Origin of the sequence: Paenibacillus sp. FSL R5-0810, assembly GCF_038002285.1 — a bacterium.
GTDB classification, from domain to species: Bacteria; Bacillota; Bacilli; order Paenibacillales; family Paenibacillaceae; genus Paenibacillus_AQ; species Paenibacillus_AQ lactis.
Genome location: NZ_JBBOCF010000001.1, coordinates 1487807 through 1505091 on the forward strand (window position 1 = coordinate 1487807; position 17285 = coordinate 1505091).

Annotated in this window: 16 protein-coding genes; 12 read left to right on the forward strand and 4 right to left on the reverse strand. The window is 48.8% G+C overall.

Annotated elements, in window-relative coordinates:
- Positions 1–216: 216 nt before the first annotated feature.
- Positions 217–2256, forward strand: a complete 2040-nt coding sequence (locus MKX76_RS06760; RefSeq protein ID WP_341033257.1) for a serine hydrolase — start codon at positions 217–219, stop codon at positions 2254–2256.
- 339 nt (positions 2257–2595) lie between these two features.
- Positions 2596–3114, forward strand: a complete 519-nt coding sequence (locus tag MKX76_RS06765; protein ID WP_341033258.1) for a hypothetical protein — start codon at positions 2596–2598, stop codon at positions 3112–3114.
- Between the two features lie 6 nt (positions 3115–3120).
- Here MKX76_RS06765 and MKX76_RS06770 read toward each other — a convergent pair whose 3' ends face one another.
- Together MKX76_RS06770 and MKX76_RS06775 are read right to left on the reverse strand one after the other, a co-directional pair.
- Positions 3121–3324 (reverse strand): hypothetical protein, encoded by a 204-nt coding sequence (locus tag MKX76_RS06770; RefSeq protein WP_341033259.1) that lies wholly within the window; start codon positions 3322–3324, stop codon positions 3121–3123.
- 18 nt (positions 3325–3342) lie between these two features.
- The gene (locus MKX76_RS06775; protein WP_028405108.1) at positions 3343–3681 is read right to left on the reverse strand and encodes a DUF1801 domain-containing protein; all 339 of its coding nucleotides are present in this window, start codon (positions 3679–3681) and stop codon (positions 3343–3345) included.
- 234 nt (positions 3682–3915) lie between these two features.
- On the opposite strand from MKX76_RS06775, the gene MKX76_RS06780 reads away from it, so the two are divergent.
- The 5 genes from MKX76_RS06780 to MKX76_RS06800 all read left to right on the forward strand — a co-directional run bounded on the left by MKX76_RS06780 (position 3916) and on the right by MKX76_RS06800 (position 7516).
- Complete coding sequence (locus MKX76_RS06780) at positions 3916–4416, forward strand: MerR family transcriptional regulator (RefSeq protein ID WP_341033261.1); 501 nt, start codon at positions 3916–3918, stop codon at positions 4414–4416.
- Positions 4417–4418: 2 nt separating this feature from the next.
- A complete protein-coding gene (locus MKX76_RS06785) occupies positions 4419–4853 on the forward strand; it encodes an SRPBCC family protein (protein ID WP_007128213.1) in 435 nt (144 codons plus the stop codon).
- Positions 4854–5035: 182 nt separating this feature from the next.
- Entirely contained in the window at positions 5036–5860 is an 825-nt protein-coding gene (locus MKX76_RS06790) for an isocitrate lyase/PEP mutase family protein (protein WP_341033262.1), read from the forward strand.
- Positions 5861–5942: 82 nt separating this feature from the next.
- Entirely contained in the window at positions 5943–6821 is an 879-nt protein-coding gene (locus MKX76_RS06795) for an ADP-ribosylglycohydrolase family protein (protein ID WP_028405105.1), read from the forward strand.
- Between the two features lie 332 nt (positions 6822–7153).
- Entirely contained in the window at positions 7154–7516 is a 363-nt protein-coding gene (locus MKX76_RS06800) for a DUF4181 domain-containing protein (protein WP_341033263.1), read from the forward strand.
- Positions 7517–7603: 87 nt separating this feature from the next.
- On the opposite strand, the gene MKX76_RS06805 is transcribed toward MKX76_RS06800, so the two are convergent.
- Both MKX76_RS06805 and MKX76_RS06810 read right to left on the reverse strand, forming a co-directional pair.
- Positions 7604–8635 carry a nitroreductase family protein gene (locus MKX76_RS06805; protein WP_340900460.1) on the reverse strand — a complete coding sequence of 344 codons (1032 nt, stop codon included), beginning with the start codon at positions 8633–8635 and terminating at the stop codon, positions 7604–7606.
- A 57-nt stretch (positions 8636–8692) separates the two neighbouring features.
- The gene (locus MKX76_RS06810) at positions 8693–9175 is read right to left on the reverse strand and encodes a MarR family transcriptional regulator (protein WP_007128208.1); all 483 of its coding nucleotides are present in this window, start codon (positions 9173–9175) and stop codon (positions 8693–8695) included.
- Positions 9176–9833: 658 nt separating this feature from the next.
- On the opposite strand from MKX76_RS06810, the gene MKX76_RS06815 reads away from it, so the two are divergent.
- The 5 genes from MKX76_RS06815 to MKX76_RS06835 all read left to right on the forward strand — a co-directional run bounded on the left by MKX76_RS06815 (position 9834) and on the right by MKX76_RS06835 (position 17220).
- On the forward strand, positions 9834–12113 hold the full coding sequence (locus tag MKX76_RS06815) for a helix-turn-helix domain-containing protein (RefSeq protein ID WP_144872271.1): 2280 nt from the start codon (positions 9834–9836) through the stop codon (positions 12111–12113).
- 262 nt (positions 12114–12375) lie between these two features.
- On the forward strand, positions 12376–13341 hold the full coding sequence (locus tag MKX76_RS06820; RefSeq protein ID WP_260986023.1) for an ABC transporter permease: 966 nt from the start codon (positions 12376–12378) through the stop codon (positions 13339–13341).
- Positions 13342–13355: 14 nt separating this feature from the next.
- On the forward strand, positions 13356–14255 hold the full coding sequence (locus MKX76_RS06825) for an ABC transporter permease subunit (protein ID WP_028405102.1): 900 nt from the start codon (positions 13356–13358) through the stop codon (positions 14253–14255).
- Positions 14256–14306: 51 nt separating this feature from the next.
- Complete coding sequence (locus MKX76_RS06830) at positions 14307–15950, forward strand: extracellular solute-binding protein (RefSeq protein ID WP_341033265.1); 1644 nt, start codon at positions 14307–14309, stop codon at positions 15948–15950.
- A 190-nt stretch (positions 15951–16140) separates the two neighbouring features.
- Positions 16141–17220: a glycoside hydrolase family 88/105 protein gene (locus tag MKX76_RS06835; RefSeq protein WP_341033266.1), complete on the forward strand. Its 1080-nt coding sequence runs from the start codon at positions 16141–16143 to the stop codon at positions 17218–17220.
- The last annotated feature ends 65 nt before the right edge of the window (positions 17221–17285 follow it).

Sequence of the window (17285 nt, forward strand, 5' to 3'; positions counted from 1 at the left end):
ATAAAAAGCCGCCAATGGCGGTTTTTTTAGTACCTGAACCTGGTTCGCGAGACGTCTGTGCCTTTTTGTAAGGTAATTGAATGAAACGAGAAAGTAAACAGAAAGAATTCGCAAATACAATAAAAAAGTCGGATCCGGCATCGAAGACAAGACCTCAATACTTGTAATGGCGATTCCGCTGCAATAGCAGATTGGAGTGAGAAAGGAGCAGCTTAAATGGCAACGATCCCTGTTTGGAAAAAAAACATGCTTTCGGCTTTGGCAGTCGTTATGGTCGCTTGTGCCACCGTGCCTGCGGTATCCGCAGCCGGAGAGCCTCAAGAGAAATTGGCGCCAGCCCAAAGGGCGGCCATACTGAACGAGAAGGACATCGAAGCGTTTGCCGACACGTTTTTCAACCGCCCCGATATTCAGGCTTTGGGAGTACCCGGTGCGTTATTTGTTGTCGTTAAGGATGGCAAAGTACTGCTGCAGAAAGGCTACGGCTATGCAGACCTCGAGGCAGGAAAACCCGTCGATCCGGAACAGTCCAGGTTTCGTATTGCCTCCGTTTCCAAAGTAATTACGGCTACAGCCGTTATGCAGCTAGTGGAACAAGGCAAGATCGACCTGGAACAGGACGTTCAGCAGTACATGGGCGACGTGCTACTAAAAAATAATACGGGCTCGCCGCTAACGATGGAGCATCTGCTTACACATACAACCGGCTTTGATATCGTAGACCCGCCGCCGGGCGACATGATTACGGGCGATTTGTCCGCCGTTACGCAGCTCAAAGATTACATCATCAAGACGATGCCAACGGTCATTCACAAACCGGGCGAAGTATATAAATATGATAATTTCGCCTCAATGCTGCAGGGTTATATTGTCGAGCAAGTGTCCGGTAAGCCGTTCCATCAATACGTGGATGACAACATTTTCAAGCCGCTTGGAATGAAGAACAGCCAGTTCGTATTGACTCCAGGCATGGAGTCAAGCCTTGCTACCGGTTACAACGAACGGCAAGAGCCGCTGCCGCCTTACAATACGATTCCAACCGATATGCCTCAGGGCAGCATGCTAACGACGGGGAGCGATATGGCCAAGTTTATGCTCGCCCATTTAAACGAAGGAACGCTCGGAGAGACACGCATTCTTCGGAAAGAAACAGTAAAAGAGATGCAAAGCGTGCAGAAGGCGATTCATCCGAAGGTGCCGACGATGACGTACGGGTTTGAATTCGCTATGCATCACAAATTCAACGATCAATACGTGATCGGAAAAGGAGGGAGCATCCCCGGTTTCGCTTCATGGATGTGGCTTCTTCCCGAGCAGAAAGTTGGCGCCTTTATCGTGTACAACAATAACTCCGATCTTCGAGACCGATTATTCGAAGCGTTCATGGACAGGTATTTTCCGGCTGAACGTCAACCAATCTACGCTACACCTGCCAAGGATCAATTGGAAAGGTACGAAGGCATCTATCGGGATTTGCGGGTCGCCTATTTGACAACTCGAATTAAGGCACAAGATGGCGTACTCTTGCTAGAAGATTTAATGGGTAAGCACACACTCCAACAAGTCGAGCCGCTGCTGTTCGAGGATGAGCAAGGAAGTCCTGTGGCGTTTCAAGAAAACAAGGACGGGTCCATCAGGTTCTTATTCACCAAAACCAATCCGGCGGCGTGGTCGGAGAAGCTGCCTGTTCCCGAAAGATTTAAGGATGTCGGCGAAGACCATCCTTATGCGTCCTACATTGACGGCTTGCATCAGCTTAACGTGGTTCAAGCCGGACAGGACGGAAGGTTTCTTCCGGATGCGCCGATGACTCGCGCCGAATTCGCCATTTGGCTCGTCAACTGGCTGGGAGCTGTCCCTTCGAAGAGCCAACCCGCATTCAGGGACACGGCGAACCGGTCGGATGCGGGTAAAATCACGACAGCGTTTGATATGGGGGTTGTGACAGGGGTCGACAAAGGCTCGTTCGAACCGGACCGTCCGATCACCCGTCAGGAGGCGGCAGCGATGGCTTCACGGCTTGCGATCCTGCTAGGTCATCCGCTAGAGAAAGCAAAGCTAACGGGGAAGACCGATTCATGGGCCGTTGACGCTGTAAGCAATATCGTCGGATACAAGTTCTATGGTCCAGAAGTGACACCGTCCCCAGACGGCTCCGTCGATTACCGATCCAAGCAGGTCATGACACGCAAGGAAGCGGCAGCGTTGTTATACCTCCTTGGGACGAAAAGCTTGACGTTGCCGGGTTCCGCTTAACTTGTTGAAGGGTCACTCGAACTTATGTGATTTTTAAGCGAAACGATGAACCGGAGTGTTAAATGCATGAATCACCGTTTGTACAAGACCGAAAAGTTACTCTCAAAAGTCGCCAAAGGCGGCTTTTTTTCATGCGTTGTTTAACATCCGTGGGAATCAAGAGGGTGGTCCGATTGGAGCGAAGCGAGCCCATTTGTTTAGCTCGGTTCACGGCACTATTTCGATGACACCTTTTGCCAAAGGGCAGTCGAAAAATAATTGGAAGAAAATAATGGTTGTATAGTAGAATAATCCCACAGAGATCAATCTGCTTGTTGAAGCATGAGGGGGAATTCAAACTTGAAGCATCTTGTTCATTATGGGGGTAAAATCGCAATGATTTTATCCTTCGCCTTGAGTGCCGGTTGCAGCAATAGTACCGGAGAGGCAAATCAACGAAACCATCCATCCATATCGGAAGAAGCTCCAACACCGAATATCGGGGAGTCAGCAGATCTCACACCGCAAACGGAGTCTGAAGGGGAAGAATTTAACCGTACTGGCGAACTGTATGGGTCGAACGTGATGTATGCCATAAAAATGTATCTCGAAAAGCCGGAAGTTCCTCAAGAATCGCGCGATAAACTCGCCGAATCCATAGCGCTTGGGTATGACTGGTATCGGAAAAAGGATGTTTCGGACTTCGAAGCTCTGGCTCGCCATATAAAAAGTGATAACCGAGAAGAGGTGAAGGTTATTTATGAGAAGCTCATAACAATCTACCCTCTGCCTACCAAAATAATCAAAGGCGCAAGCTTCAAAAAAGCTAAGGAGCCTGCATGCAAGAATGAGAGACGGTCGCCAGAATCTGGATTATAATGATGATCACCTGCCGTTCAGATTTCTTTTTTTAACACGACCTCCAGCATAAAAAGCACCTGGAAATGAACGGTTAGTACCGTATTTTCCGGGTGCCTTCAGATATGAAATTGGATTATTGCTGGCTGGACAGGTAATCGATAAATTAGGATAATCCATTAGCACTACCTGCACATCATGTTCCAATCGATGAAAAATAAATATGCTCAAATCGCCTTCTCCATTACATTAAAGCGAACTGGATGCCTTTTCGAGCAATTGACTTAAGAGTCCATAGTCCGGCGAATCGCCTTCACGGATTTTCAACCATTTTCGCTCAGGCGGACCTTCAAATTCTTTCGGCACTTCCAGCTCGGCCGTATTCATAATCATGAACGCAATTGCGTCTTTCGAGGGGGAAATCACCGCGGCGTAATGTCCATTCTTAAGAAAATGCGGTTTTTTGTACTGGATACGCTCTTCGACCGAGGGAATGGTTTCATGAACCAACTCGCGTAGTCGATTTGAAATCTCAACTTGCCACGGCTTACCGAGATTTTCTATAAAAGAGGTTACTTCTTGATTCAATCCATCTCAGCTCCTTTTCCAGGAAATTATTTACTGAACTGAATATACCACGTTTGGAATATTCCTGTAAAGGAATATTTGGTAAATGTCTTGTCTAAATATTTCTATCAGATATATGGGATGCATTCCAAGCAAATCCTGCTCTAAAATCAATTTATGGCTTGCACCTTACGTAACGTCATCTTTTATACTAGAGCTACCGGTAAACCGTTAGCGCTAACAAAGGAGTTTCTGATGAGACGACATTGGAAAGTAGGGGACCTTGCCAAACTCGCAGGGCTCACCGTGCGAACTTTGCGATTTTACGATCAAATCGGCTTGTTCTCGCCATCCGCGCAGACTGAGTCAGGTCACAGGCTGTACAACGAATCTGACCTTTCCCGCTTGCAGCAGATTGTATCGCTGAAGGAGTTGGGTTTATCTTTGGAGGAAATCAAGTCCGTCCTTATCGACGGGCAGATCAGCCCGCTGGAGATCATCAACCTGCAGATGGCTCGAATTAAGGAGCAAATGAAGCTTCAGCAAATGCTCCTTGAACAGCTTCAGCATGTATCCAAGTCGATACAGGGAAATGCACCATTAGCTGTGGAAGATTTCACCGAACTCTTGCAAGTGATGAAAAAAAGCCATGAGGCATTGGTTATCGAGCGGCGGACAAGGTGGGAGCAGCGTCTCGATATGCTTGGCGATTTTCTTGCCATGGGAGAAGAAGAATCAAAATCTAAGGAGGATTAACCGTGACTGAACGTTTTGTCAAACACGCCACTTTTGTAGTGGAACGAACTTATGCCGCATCGCCTGCGAGGGTCTTTCAAGCCTGGTCCGATGTGAATTCCAAGGCAAAGTGGTTCTCCAAGCCCGAAATTTTTGAATTCCGTGTCGGAGGGCGGGAATACAGCAGCGGAGGTCCGCCAGAGGGACCCGTCTTTACCTTTGATGCGTGCTATCAAGAAATTGTGCCGGAGGAGCGGATCGTTTATAGCTACTCCCTGGATTCGGACGATATTCGGATGTCCGTTTCAATCACGACTGTAGAGCTCTTCCCAACCGAGAGCGGCACGAAGCTGGTATTCACCGAGCAAGGGGCGTTTTTCGACGGGCATGATACGCCAGAGATACGCGAGCATGGCACGAACGAAATGCTTGACGCGCTTGGCAAATCACTCGAATAGGAGACAGGGATTTTGTAGGGTCTGGGAACGACTGTTGCCGAGAACGGCTCTGTTCATTTCTAAGACGAGTGCAGGAGCGGAGCGGGCATGTGCATTCCATACTTCGATAGTTATCGAATCATACCTGGTGTAATATGTAACGGGGCTGCATATATGAAGAAATTGAGTTGGGAGGGCGTAAGATGGAAGGGACACAACTAGTTCAAAAGGCGATGAATTTCAGAAGGCTTCACTCGAGCTTCTTTATTTTGCCTAACGCATGGGATGCTGTGAGCGCGAAAATTTTCGCGCAATGCGGCTTCCAAGCTCTGGGCACGACCAGTGCTGGCATTGCGGCATCTCGTGGTTATGCCGACCGCAGCATGCCGTTTGACACGATGCTGGATGCCGTCCGCAGCATTGTTCAAGCCGTCGACATTCCCGTAACCGTGGATATCGAAGACGGCTATGGAGAGACCCCAGAGGAAATTGTTGAAACGGTCAAACAGATAATCAACGCCGGCGCGGTAGGGATCAATCTGGAAGACAGCACCATGGATCCGCAAATGCCGCTGTATGATATTCCTGATCAGCAAAAGAAAATCGCCGCCATCCGTGAGCTTGGGAAACGCATTGGCATTCCCGTCTTTATCAATGCCCGAACGGATCCCTACTGGATCAAGTTAGAGACTCCTTTCACTAAGCTCGAGGAAACAATTAAACGGGCGCATGCTTATCAGGAAGCAGGCGCAGATTGTATTTTTGTCCCCGGAATCAAAACAGTCTCTGACATCCGGACACTCAGGCAAGAAATAAACGGCCCGATTAATGTATTGGCTGTACCCGAATTGCCTCCAGCGCATGAACTTGAAGCGCTCGGCATCCAGCGAATCAGTACCGGCTCCGGGCCATTCCGAGCTGCGGTATCCTTATTGCAGTCCATCGGCCGGGACATGTTGGATAGGGGCAGCTTCGAGCTAATGACCTCGACCTCGAAAATTTCTTATGATGACTTATTGAGGCTCTAAGAGGCTTCTACATATGCTATAATCCTATACATCCCCAAAGAACGCTCTCGACGAAGAACTTCAGTAAATGTGAGGTGCTTGAATGGATAACATAATATTTGACCGAATCAAGGGCGGGCTGTACGGGGTGGCTGTGGGCGACGCGCTTGGCGGAACGACGGAGTTTATGACTGAACGGGAGATCGAGGAGAAGCATGGTTATTTGACGGAGATCATTGGCGGTGGGGTATGGCACCTGGAGCCTGGGGAAGTGACCGATGATACGATGATGACCCTGTGCGTGGCAGCAGGAATCCTCGAAAATCCTGTTGAACCAATGGAAGCAATCGGGCGTTTCTTTATGGAATGGTATCAATCGAGACCTAAAGACATAGGGAATATCATCCGACACGTGTTTCAAAAATACGAGGGCGATTGGCTCGAAGCCGCGTTTGTGGCGCACATGGATATGGGGCAAAGCGGCGGGAACGGATCCCTCATGCGATGCCTGCCTGCGGCGTTAGCGTATAAGGACCCGGCAGATATTGATCGAATGACGGCTATGCAGTCACGCATGACGCATTATGATCCAAGGTGTACTGAAGCCTGCATCATGTATAACCGAATGGCTCAGCGCCTTCTGCAGGGAGAACACTTAAGAACGGCGATCATGGCCGAAGTGGCGGGAAGCGAATACGAGGACATCATTGAAGAACGGCCGGATTGTCCGACAAGCGGGTATGTGGTACATACCTTCCGGTGGGTGCTCCACATCCTGCTCCAAACGTCGGATTATGCAGAAGTCGTGCAGAAGGCGGCAAATCTAGGCGGTGATTCCGATACGATCGGCGCGATCGCCGGTGGGTTAGCAGGCATCTACTACGGTTATGCGGGCATTCCGGCCCGATATGCCGAGGCGATTTTGATTAAGGAGAAGCTTGATGAGATCAGCTCGCAGCTATATGCATTGAAAATTTCGTAGTAAGGAGTCGCGGAATCCGCGGCTTTTTTTGTTTCCCATGAAGCTCAAGTCCTTGTTGACCAAGAAGTACCCGTTAGATAAAGAGCAGCAGAGCGGTCTCGAGTATTAAATATCAGCCACTCCGATGATTCCTTATGTTAACCTGGAAGCATGGTGTGAGTTTATTAATCAATTAAGAAGGCGTTTCCTTAAATCCATTGATCCAAACAAGAAAGTAGTGTATTTTAATAGGAAGGGATCACCTTTATTACCAAATTCGAGCAGCTGTACACAAAACTTGAGCGTTAAGTCAAAAGTGATACTGTCCATTATCTTAGAAAGGGGGCAGTTGAATGTTTCAGATTAGTATCATTTTGTATGCACTCGTAGTCGTTATCGGTTACTTATGGATGAGAAAAAAAATGAAAGTCACCTACAATTCAAATGGGCCGTTGTATAAGCATATCAACCGATTTCATCTCATGGGGGAGCTCATCATTGTTGCGGTTTCTTTAATCGCCCTCTTCTACACGAGGCTTGTTCTGGAATGGAGATGGGAGGCTTATCAGGACTTTATTCTTGTGCTAGTCTTTCTGCATGCATTCCGATCCGTTGTTGAAAGACGCTTCAATAAGGAATCCAAACAGCACCTCCTAAGCGCCTACACAAGTGTCAGCAGCTTGCTGCTCTTCTTTGGTGTTGAGCTGTTCGTTTGATATTGCAAGCAGGATCCACCGTATTTTCTAAAAAGGGTCGTAAGGACATTCGTTTGAAGGAACGAATGTCCTTTTTTTCCTATATCATCATAAATGCGTGAGGTTCAGCAATGGGGGAGCAGACGGTGCCGATTGTGAGAATGGATCATCTTCCCCGAGCTCCAGCACCGCTACGATCCGCTCCAGTGGACGGATGCCGAATAGCTTGCAATGATCCTGGTTATATATCCATTCCGGGACCGTTCGGCGTGCGTACCACGGTTTGGATTTGGCCAGCAATTGAAAGTTCTGGATCAAACAGCATACCGCTGCATAATCCTCCTCCTGCTTATGTGAATCTGCTTCTTCCTTGGCTACGACTAGGAGGAGGGCAGACGAAGGATTCCCTTGCAAGACAGGCAGCTTTCCGGCTGCTCCGCTGCCCGTTACATAGATAAAACGCCACGGTTCCCTTAATCCGTCATTAGGCGCCCAGACGGCGTCATTCAGAACCTCCAGAATGCTTTGCTCTGAAATCCGGGCGTTATTCGATTGCACTTCACTCGGCTGTCCGTCTCCGACGATCAAGGTCCATTTTTGTTCCGCCGGCGTTCTTCTTCGGGCTCTCGGCACTTTATCGAAATATCCCACGTGTAAAATTCCAGCAAAACGTTCCCCCTCTTGCAAACCGATTTCCGCAAGAAACGATTCGCTTTGAAGCATCGGATCCGTGTCCCACAGCGCGCCCAACCCGCGCTCCCAACCAAGCAGGAGAAAATTTTCCATGATACTGCACACGCCAGCGTAATTTTCATCGCGCTGTCGCTGATCGGAGGCGGATTCCGCGATGAAGATCAGGTGCGAGGGAATATCCGTTATCTGTTTTATGAAATAATTGATCATTTTAGCAGGGATAAGCTTGCCGAATTTGCTTTCCTTCATTTTGGCGATCATGCTCTCAACCAGCCTTTGACGCGACTCTGCCGTGCCGGCGTATAGGCAGCGCCAGCGCGGTGTACCTTCGGTCTCGTACAGTTTGGCTGCATCAGTCAGCAAGGATACGATTATATCAGGGTCAACCGGGGTTGGGTTGAATCTCCGGATGGTTCTGCGTTCTCTTATCGTTTGGGAATAATTCAATGTAATTCCTCCTCGGAAAATTGTTTACTAGTAAACAAAAATATTAAAAAAATTTGTTTATCTCTCGTCTATGTACCGGGCCATTCCCTGAAAGAACTTCAAAATCGTATGCAGCTCATCGTCGGAGTAATGGTCCAAAAAACGCATAAATCGCTGCTCTTCCGCTTCGTGCATAGACCGATGCATTTCAAACAGCTGTTTCCCTTGGGGGGTAAGACGAAAGTACACCTCTTTGCGATTATCATTGAGCTGGGTCCGATGAATAAGCTCAAGCTCAAGCAGCTTTTTGCTAATCTTGGTAATGCTGGCCTTTGACAATTTTAATTTCTCGGCAATCGCGGAATGATTGATCGGTTCATGATCGCCGATACAATCCAGAACATGAATGGTCGATAAGTTTCCAGGCACGTCTTTCAGCTGCTGAAGCTGTACCATCTTTTTGATTTCTTTAAGCTCCAGCTCCATTCTCTGTTCATGCAAATGGGAAAAATGAAGCAGCTGTTCATAAATTAACGTCTTGATACGGTCAGGATAATCCATGCTTCGGTCCACACTCCATTTTGTTTACTTGGAAACTAAAATATCATAGTTCACATGATTCGGCAAGTGCGTGCTGCTGCTTGGTAAATCATGAAATATGCTGCATAAGATCGGTTTTATCTAACAAAAATAAAAAACAGCCTGCCTAAAAATCCAAACGTTTAGAGGAGCAGATGATGTATTTTTTTGTTCGTGATCGACAGTTGTCGAACGCAACGTTAGGCCGTATCGTAGTCCGTCATAACACCAAACAACCGCCGTCACTGCACGGCGGTTGTTTGGTGCTGTGTCTTACATAGTCAATCGACGGTAATCAACGTAACCGTATCAAGCTGACTTGCGCTGCTAACCATGCACAAGGATGACAAATGTTATTTTATATCTGGTCAGGTGATGATCCAACGGGAACATAATTGACGCACGACATTACTGATCATCTTGGCAAAATTTGATCCCATTTTCGCAAAAGGATCAGATTTTGATCATGAAGATCAGTTATGGCGATTTACGAGCTGGTCCCCATTGACTTAACATATAATGCGAAATCTGAACAAAACAGACACCTAAAAGCGAAGACAAATGAAAGCGCTTTAGTTATCTTAATACATACATAAGTGTTTTTTTCTTATGCAATCAATTTAGGGTATGGAGGGGTCCAATGAAGCGAATTCCAATGATGATGCAATTGGCATTTATCCTATTCTGCATCATGGCCGTACCGATGGCCATCTTAACCTGGTACAGCAGCTCCCAGATCCTGCAAAATTCGGAGCATGCCTTCGCCGAAACCTCGCTTGCAGAACTAAATGCCAATCGCGAGCTGAATGAGAATGCTCTGAGCAATCTATCCCAGAATACGGTACGCCTTGGCGGCACCGACATCTTCGATCGAATCCGTCCGTTTAAGTCTCTGGCTGAACTCAAAACGAATTACATGAATGTAAGCAAGGCAATGGCGGTACTCAAGGAATTGTTGAATCTGAATCAGAGCGTCGACGGGGTATATTCGTCTTTCTTTTATCTTGACGATGCGAATTACGTAATATCGACGGACAAAGGCATTACAAGCTTGGACAAATACGAGCCGATCGACTGGCTGAACGAAGCGCTTATGGAGCAAAAAGGAATCCGCGGCGTATGGTATCCGCGCAAGCTTGATTCGGGCGTGAATGTCTTATCGTTCGCATTGCCTTTAAATCGGCTTTCAACCGCTACTCGCGGAACGATTGTTGTCAATTTGAAGGAGAGTCAAATCCAGCAGTACCTGCAATCAACGAAATCGGGGAAACAAGGTTATTTTCTCATGAAGTCAAGCGGGACAATCATCTCCCATCATGACAAGAATTTGCTGCTCAAGAACGCGTATGAGGAACCATTCATCCACGATATCGCCCAGGAGGCATTGCCTGAAGGGTATATGTTCCGTGAGCTTAACGGCGAACGATTACTGTATGCGTGGTCCCGTACGAAAGAATTCGGTTGGACAAACGTAAGCATCTACTCAGTCGATGATTTGATGAACAAGCCCCACAATTTGCAGCGAAGCATCATATTCCTTACGATCGTCATTATTTTCGCGGGATCCATCCTGACCGTTTTCATTGCCACTTGGTTGTCCAAGCCGGTCAGGGAACTGGTTCGTACCGTTCGCGGTCGCGTCAATCCGGGGGTCCGCAATAAGAATGAGTTCGTCTTTCTGGAGGCTGCATTCAGGCGGATGCAGGAAGAGGAGGAAGGGTTGTATCAGCTGCTGAGTATCCGCGAGCAGGATGCCCAAAGCCACGCCATCCATCGTTTGCTGCGGGGGGAAGTAACGTCTCAGGCGGAAGAAATTTTCCCGGACTTGCACTTTCTTGTAGCCGTCGTTTCCATCGACGGTTACCGGAATTATATAAGCCGGAACAATCCGGAAACGCGCAGCTACCATCGCTACTTGCTCATCTCGAAATGTGCTCACTTGTTCGACAAAGGCGTTCAAGCGCGCTGCGTCTATCACGGCGACGGGCACTTCGCCATCCTGATCAACTATGGACAGGACGAAGATGACAACCATAGAATCGGCATTCATGCCGCTTTAGAAAAGATGAAGGACGATGCAGCTGAATTGCTGGAGCATTCAGTCACAATTGGTGTGAGCCGTCCGGCAGATTCAATCCGGCTGGTCTCGGATCGGCTGGCGGAGGCGCTGGAAGCGATCAAGCAGCGGATGATCGCCGGCAGCGGTGGCATCACATATTGGAAGGAGGAAGAAGGTCGGGACAAAAAATATATCTATCCGTCTAACAGCGAAAGACGAATTCTAAACTTCCTTGACCAAGGCAATCTGGACAGCATCATTGAAGAGCTGAGAATCATACGCGTCGAAATCCGTTCTGCCGATTACGTGTCCTACGATAATATCTTATTCATCTATCATCAATTGGTTGGCGTGACCATTAAGCACCTTAGAGAGAATAACGTCAGCACCGCGCGGATTTTCTCCAGGAGGGGGAATATTTATGCTGCATTGGCTTCATTCGATACACTCGATGAGCTTGAAGAATATCTGATTGGATTTTACAGCGAAATTGTTCACTACCTTACGCGCTCACCGGGCGGGACCCACAAATATGCCGAGCGAATCATCCATTATTTGAATGAGCACTATCGTGAGGAAGTGGTGTTTGAAGAGATGGCTAAGGAAATCGGTATCAGCTACTCTTACATGCGAAAGATCGTCTACGAACAAACGGGCAAAAGCCTGTCCGACTATCTCAACCTGCTGCGGATCGAGAAGGCCAAAGAGCTGCTTCTTGACAGTAACCTGTCGATTGCCCAAATTGCGTCCGAGGTAGGTTACATGAATGTACGAAGCTTCAATCGCCTGTTCCGAAAATTCGAAGGGATGCCGCCGAGCAGCTACAAGCTGCACAGATCCAAAACCTCGTGGCCTGGCTGAAACGGTCCATAAGCTTGGTCCACAGGCTAACTGATGTAGCTGCCGGAACGGACAACACACCCTATTTGATTCAAGCAGCCATAAATGATTCTTAGTTTCTCAGGAATTACGGATCAGATGGAATTTGAATCAAAAGTGGCTGCAGTGTATCAATATTCGGCGTTTACCTTTGGATGATCGGGACGATATGATATGTCCAACCTCGAGGTCATCCATTAAGGGGAATGCACGGAGGAGATCAAGCCATGGAGGAGGTGAAATTTTGAAAGTCCCAGACACTGCATCAGGATTTGAAACCGCTTCAATTCCCTTCCTAGAAAAGAAACAGGGAATCCTTTATTATCTTCGTCGGGATTGGCAGCTCTATTTTCTGCTTCTCATCCCGTTAGCGTTTGTCTTGGTCTTTAAGTACGCGCCGATGAGCGGTCTTATCCTTGCGTTTAAGGATTATAAGATTGCCCACGGATTTTGGGGCAGTGAATGGGTCGGGCTGGAAGTGTTCAAGGACATTTTCGCCAAATCCGATTTCGGTCGCGCCATTCGCAATACGCTGTTGCTGAACGTGTCGGATCTGATATTTAGTTTTACCATGCCAATCATCCTGGCATTATTGCTCAACGAGGTAAAGAACGCTTTATTCAAGCGCGTGAATCAGACGCTGCTCTATTTACCGCACTTTCTGTCCTGGGTCATTATCGGGGCAATCGCCTATCAATTGCTGGGCGAAGGAACCGGCATGATCAATAATCTGATCGCCAATTTGGGGGGGACACGAATTCCGTTCCTTCAAGATAACGTCAATTGGCTAATCAGCTATATCTTCATTGGCGTATGGCAGAGCATGGGCTGGGGAACCATCATCTACCTGGCTGCGATAAGCGGCATTAATCCCGAGCTATATGAAGCGGCGGTCGTGGATGGTGCGGGCCGATGGCGGAAAATGTGGAACATCACGCTGCCCTCGATCCGGGTGACGATCGTGACCTTGCTTATTTTGAACCTGGGCCATGTGATGGCTGGTTCCTTCGAGCGGGTCTTTGCCTTATCGAATAAAGCAACCACGGAGTTCACCACGACCATACCCGTTCTCGTATACCGCTGGGGGATCGAGGGTGGCAACTTCAGCCGAGCAACCGCCCTCGGATTGTTTCAGGCAGTCGTAGGGCTCGTCCTCATTTTGTTGGCGGATCGGGTTGCCAAGAAATTGGGCGAAGACGGCGTGATATAGAAAGGAGGGAAGCGATGAAAACAACCGCCAGCAGCCATGCCGTGCTCCGCATCAGGAAACTGGACCTATGGGATATTCTGATCCGTCTCTTTCTCATTGCAGCCTCACTGGCTTGCTTGCTGCCATTCGTTCATGTCGTCGCCAAATCTTTAAGCGAGGACGCTTACGTTATTGCTAACAAGGTGTTTCTCTGGCCGGCGGGCTTCACGCTGGATGCTTACGGCAAAGTGTTTGCCGATCAGAGCATCCTGAGGTCGCTTTACATATCCGTGATCATTACGGTGCTGTTCACCGTGATCGGCATGATCGTCACCATTTGCGCAGCCTACCCGCTATCCCGAAAACAGCTGAAGGGCCGTTCGTTCTTCACCTTCATCTTCATGTTTACGATGTTCTTTGGAGGCGGCATCATTCCTGAATATATGCTGATCAACAGCTTGGGGATGCTTGATTCGATCTGGTCTCTCATATTGCCGCTTTCCTTTAGCGCGTTCAACCTGCTGATCTTAAGAACTTCGATTTCCAGCAATATTCCGGCGAGCTTGGAAGAATCGGCCCGGATGGATGGGGCGGGGCATTTCCGGATTCTGTTCAGCATCGTGCTGCCGCTCTCCAAGCCGATTCTGGCGACATTGTCCCTATTCTACGCGGTCGGACGCTGGAACGCTTATCAGGACGCGCTGTTCTATATTAAGCATAATGTCGATCTGCGGCCGCTGCAGCTGAAACTATATTACCTGGTGGTTCAGGCCAGCGAGAGCTTTCAGCTAGAGATGACGCAGGTCTCGCTCAGCAATCCTGAAGTGCTCAAGGCAGCGTGTGTCGTTTTCGCGACTTTGCCGATCATTTGTGTCTATCCGTTCATTCAAAAGTATTTTGTAAAGGGAGTCATGCTTGGTGCTATCAAGGAATAACGTCTGCGATTCCGTTGCTTCGATAATTTGAAGGTGAAAAGGGGATATACGATGAGCAAACCGAAAATCATGTCATTGTTCATGGCTTTCATCTTGATTACCGCGCTTCTAGCTGGCTGCACGGGGAGCAGCACCAATAGTAAGAAGGAGCCAGCTCCAACGAATGAAGGTGCCACTCCAAGCGAAAACGCCGAAGGCAGCTATCCCGATTACTCGCAAGGCTTTCCGGAGAGAGTTACGCTCGAAATCCCGGTATATGAGCGTGCGTTCGAGGGCTGGAACGTCACGGACAACTATTACACCCGCTGGATTCAGAAGGAATTCGGCGACAAATACAATATCGAGGTCAAGTTTACGCCGATCGCCCGTACGAACGAAGTGACGACTTATCAGCAGCTGCTCGCTGCAGGCAAAGCGCCGGATATTATTTTCCACTACGACATGCCGCAAGCGCTTGCATATTACGGGGAAGGTGTTATGCAGGAGCTGGACTGGAAAGAGATTGAACACTATGCTCCAACATATTGGAGCAATTTGAGCGAGACGATTCTGCAATACGGGATAGTTGATGGGAAAAATACGTTCGTATTCGCTGCGCGTCCTGATTTCAATAACTTTGTCAGCATCATTCGTAAAGACTGGGTGGAGAAGGTGGGCATGAAAGTCGAGGACTTGACCTCGCTTGAGAAGTACAATGAAATGCTTGTCAAATGGAAGGAAGCAGGGATCGGCGTTGCGGGGGCCGGATTGACGCGGAATGTATTCAACTATAGCTACGCATTCCGTGATTGGCCGATCGATCCGAAGACGCACGCGCTTTACTCCGATTTGTCTGTTGCGGACTTTACGACGCCGGCTTCCGAAGCCTGGCTGCGTAACCTTAGCTATCAATACCATAACGGACTTATTGACAAAGAGTTCTATCTTCGCGACGATGATAACAAGCTCAAGGCCGAATTTGTAGCGGGGAATACAGGCACCTATGGTCTATACCTTACCAACAACACCGATGTGTTTGAAGCTACGCTGAAAAATAATCCGGATGCTGAATTGGCCGTGCTTCCTCCAGGCTCGGGCGTACCGGAGGGGAATGTGCCGCAAGGACGCGCCGACTGGCCGTTCGGCCTGATCATGGGAATTAATCATGAATCGACGGCTGAGGAGCGCACGGCGGTATGGATGTATCTCGAGTGGATGAGCCAACCGGAGAACCTGATGTTCCTCCAGAACGGGGTGGAAGGCGAGAATTATACGCTCGATTCCGATGGCCTTCCGGTGAAAAATCCGGATTTCAAGGGAGAATCCGTACTATCTCAGAACAATAACAAGGACTATTGGGCACTTGTTACGGAAGCACCATCCTTCGCGACGCCAGAACTTACCCTTAAGGCGAACAAAAATAACTGGACGCCTGCAGGTTACGAGCAGATTGTCGAGGACATGATTAAATACCGTAACGAGACCAAACCATACCAGACGCCGGATCCGCTGTTCACCGTAGTTCTAGAAAAGGTTACCGAGTATAAGGCGGATTTGAACAACCTCTTCCAGGAGCTGTATCTTGATATTATCCTTGCGCCGGCCGACCAGTTCGATGCGAGATACGAAGCGGCCAAGCAGAAATTCCTCGACGCAGGCTACCAGGAGATTTTGGACGAGAAGCAAAAAGCGATTGATGCAGGTCAATTCCGGTAATCGTGAAAATCTAGCGATATACGAAGTTGGAGGAAAGAAATGATCCGATTATAATTAAATTAGTGAATCTGCTAGCAGCGGCGACCGTATGAACATTTCGTACGGCTGCCTCGAACGGTACAATCAATCGTACAACCAATACACAGAGCTCCTGCCGCAAGCGGGGGCTCTGAATGATATGGAGGGTAATATGAATCTGAAACTAGATATTGCTTTAGAAGATTTGAAGGAAACCGCGAAGCGCATTGCGGACTATACGTTCGGTATGGATTTGACGTGGGACTGGCCGGGCGGCGTCGCATTCTACGGGATTAGCCGGCTGTTCGAGGTCACGGGCGAGCACGCTTACCTGGATCGGATGATCGATTGGGTGGAGGAGTACCTCGAAGCGGGCATTCCGGAAGAATGGACCGTGAACACTTGCGCGATGGGGCATATGCTGTTGACCCTGTATGATCAGACAAAGGATCAAAAATATCTGGATCTCATTTTAAGTAAAATTGATTATTTGGAGCATCAAGCTTTGCGCTTCGGTGACCGGGTCCTTCAGCATACGGTGTCGGCCAACAATGACTTTCCGGAGCAGTGCTGGGCGGATACCCTGTTCATGGCAGCATATTTGGAGCTTCGGGTCGGCGTGATGCTTGAGAAGAAGACGCTTATAGACGACGCGCTGCATCAATTCGAACGGCATATTCATTACCTGCAAGATGAGGATTCCGGGCTGTGGTACCATGGATACAACCACGTCAAAAAGGACCATATGTCCGCCATCCATTGGGCGCGCGCTAACGCCTGGGCAGCCTATACGATGTCCCGTGCGGCAAGGGGGCTGCCGGAAGGGTATCTTTATCCTCCGATGATGCATATATGGAGCTCCTTGCGCGACCAATTGGCAGCCGTTAAACGGCTGCAGCATGAGGACGGGCTGTGGGGCACCGTACTCGATTACCCGGATGCTTACGGCGAAGTATCGGCTACAGCAGGAATTGCAGCAGCCATGGTAATGCAGGGCAATCCGCTGCACGCGAAATATGTGAGAAGAGCATTGGACGGCGTGCTCGCCAATATTGCGGATAACGGGCGGGTCCTGAACGTGTCCGGTGGTACGGCGGTCATGAACGATATCGCAGGATATCTCGGCATTGACCGGAAATGGGCACAGGGCTGGGGACAAGGATTGGCGCTGGCGTTCCTGGCGGCAGTCATTGAAGTAGTCGAGGCCCAGAGAAACCGCGAGCTGAGCAGACGAAGCGACCAGGTCGATTAGACATCGAAGGAGCAGGGGAAGAAAAGCATCTGAAGGTGAATTTTGATATAAACGAACATGACTCG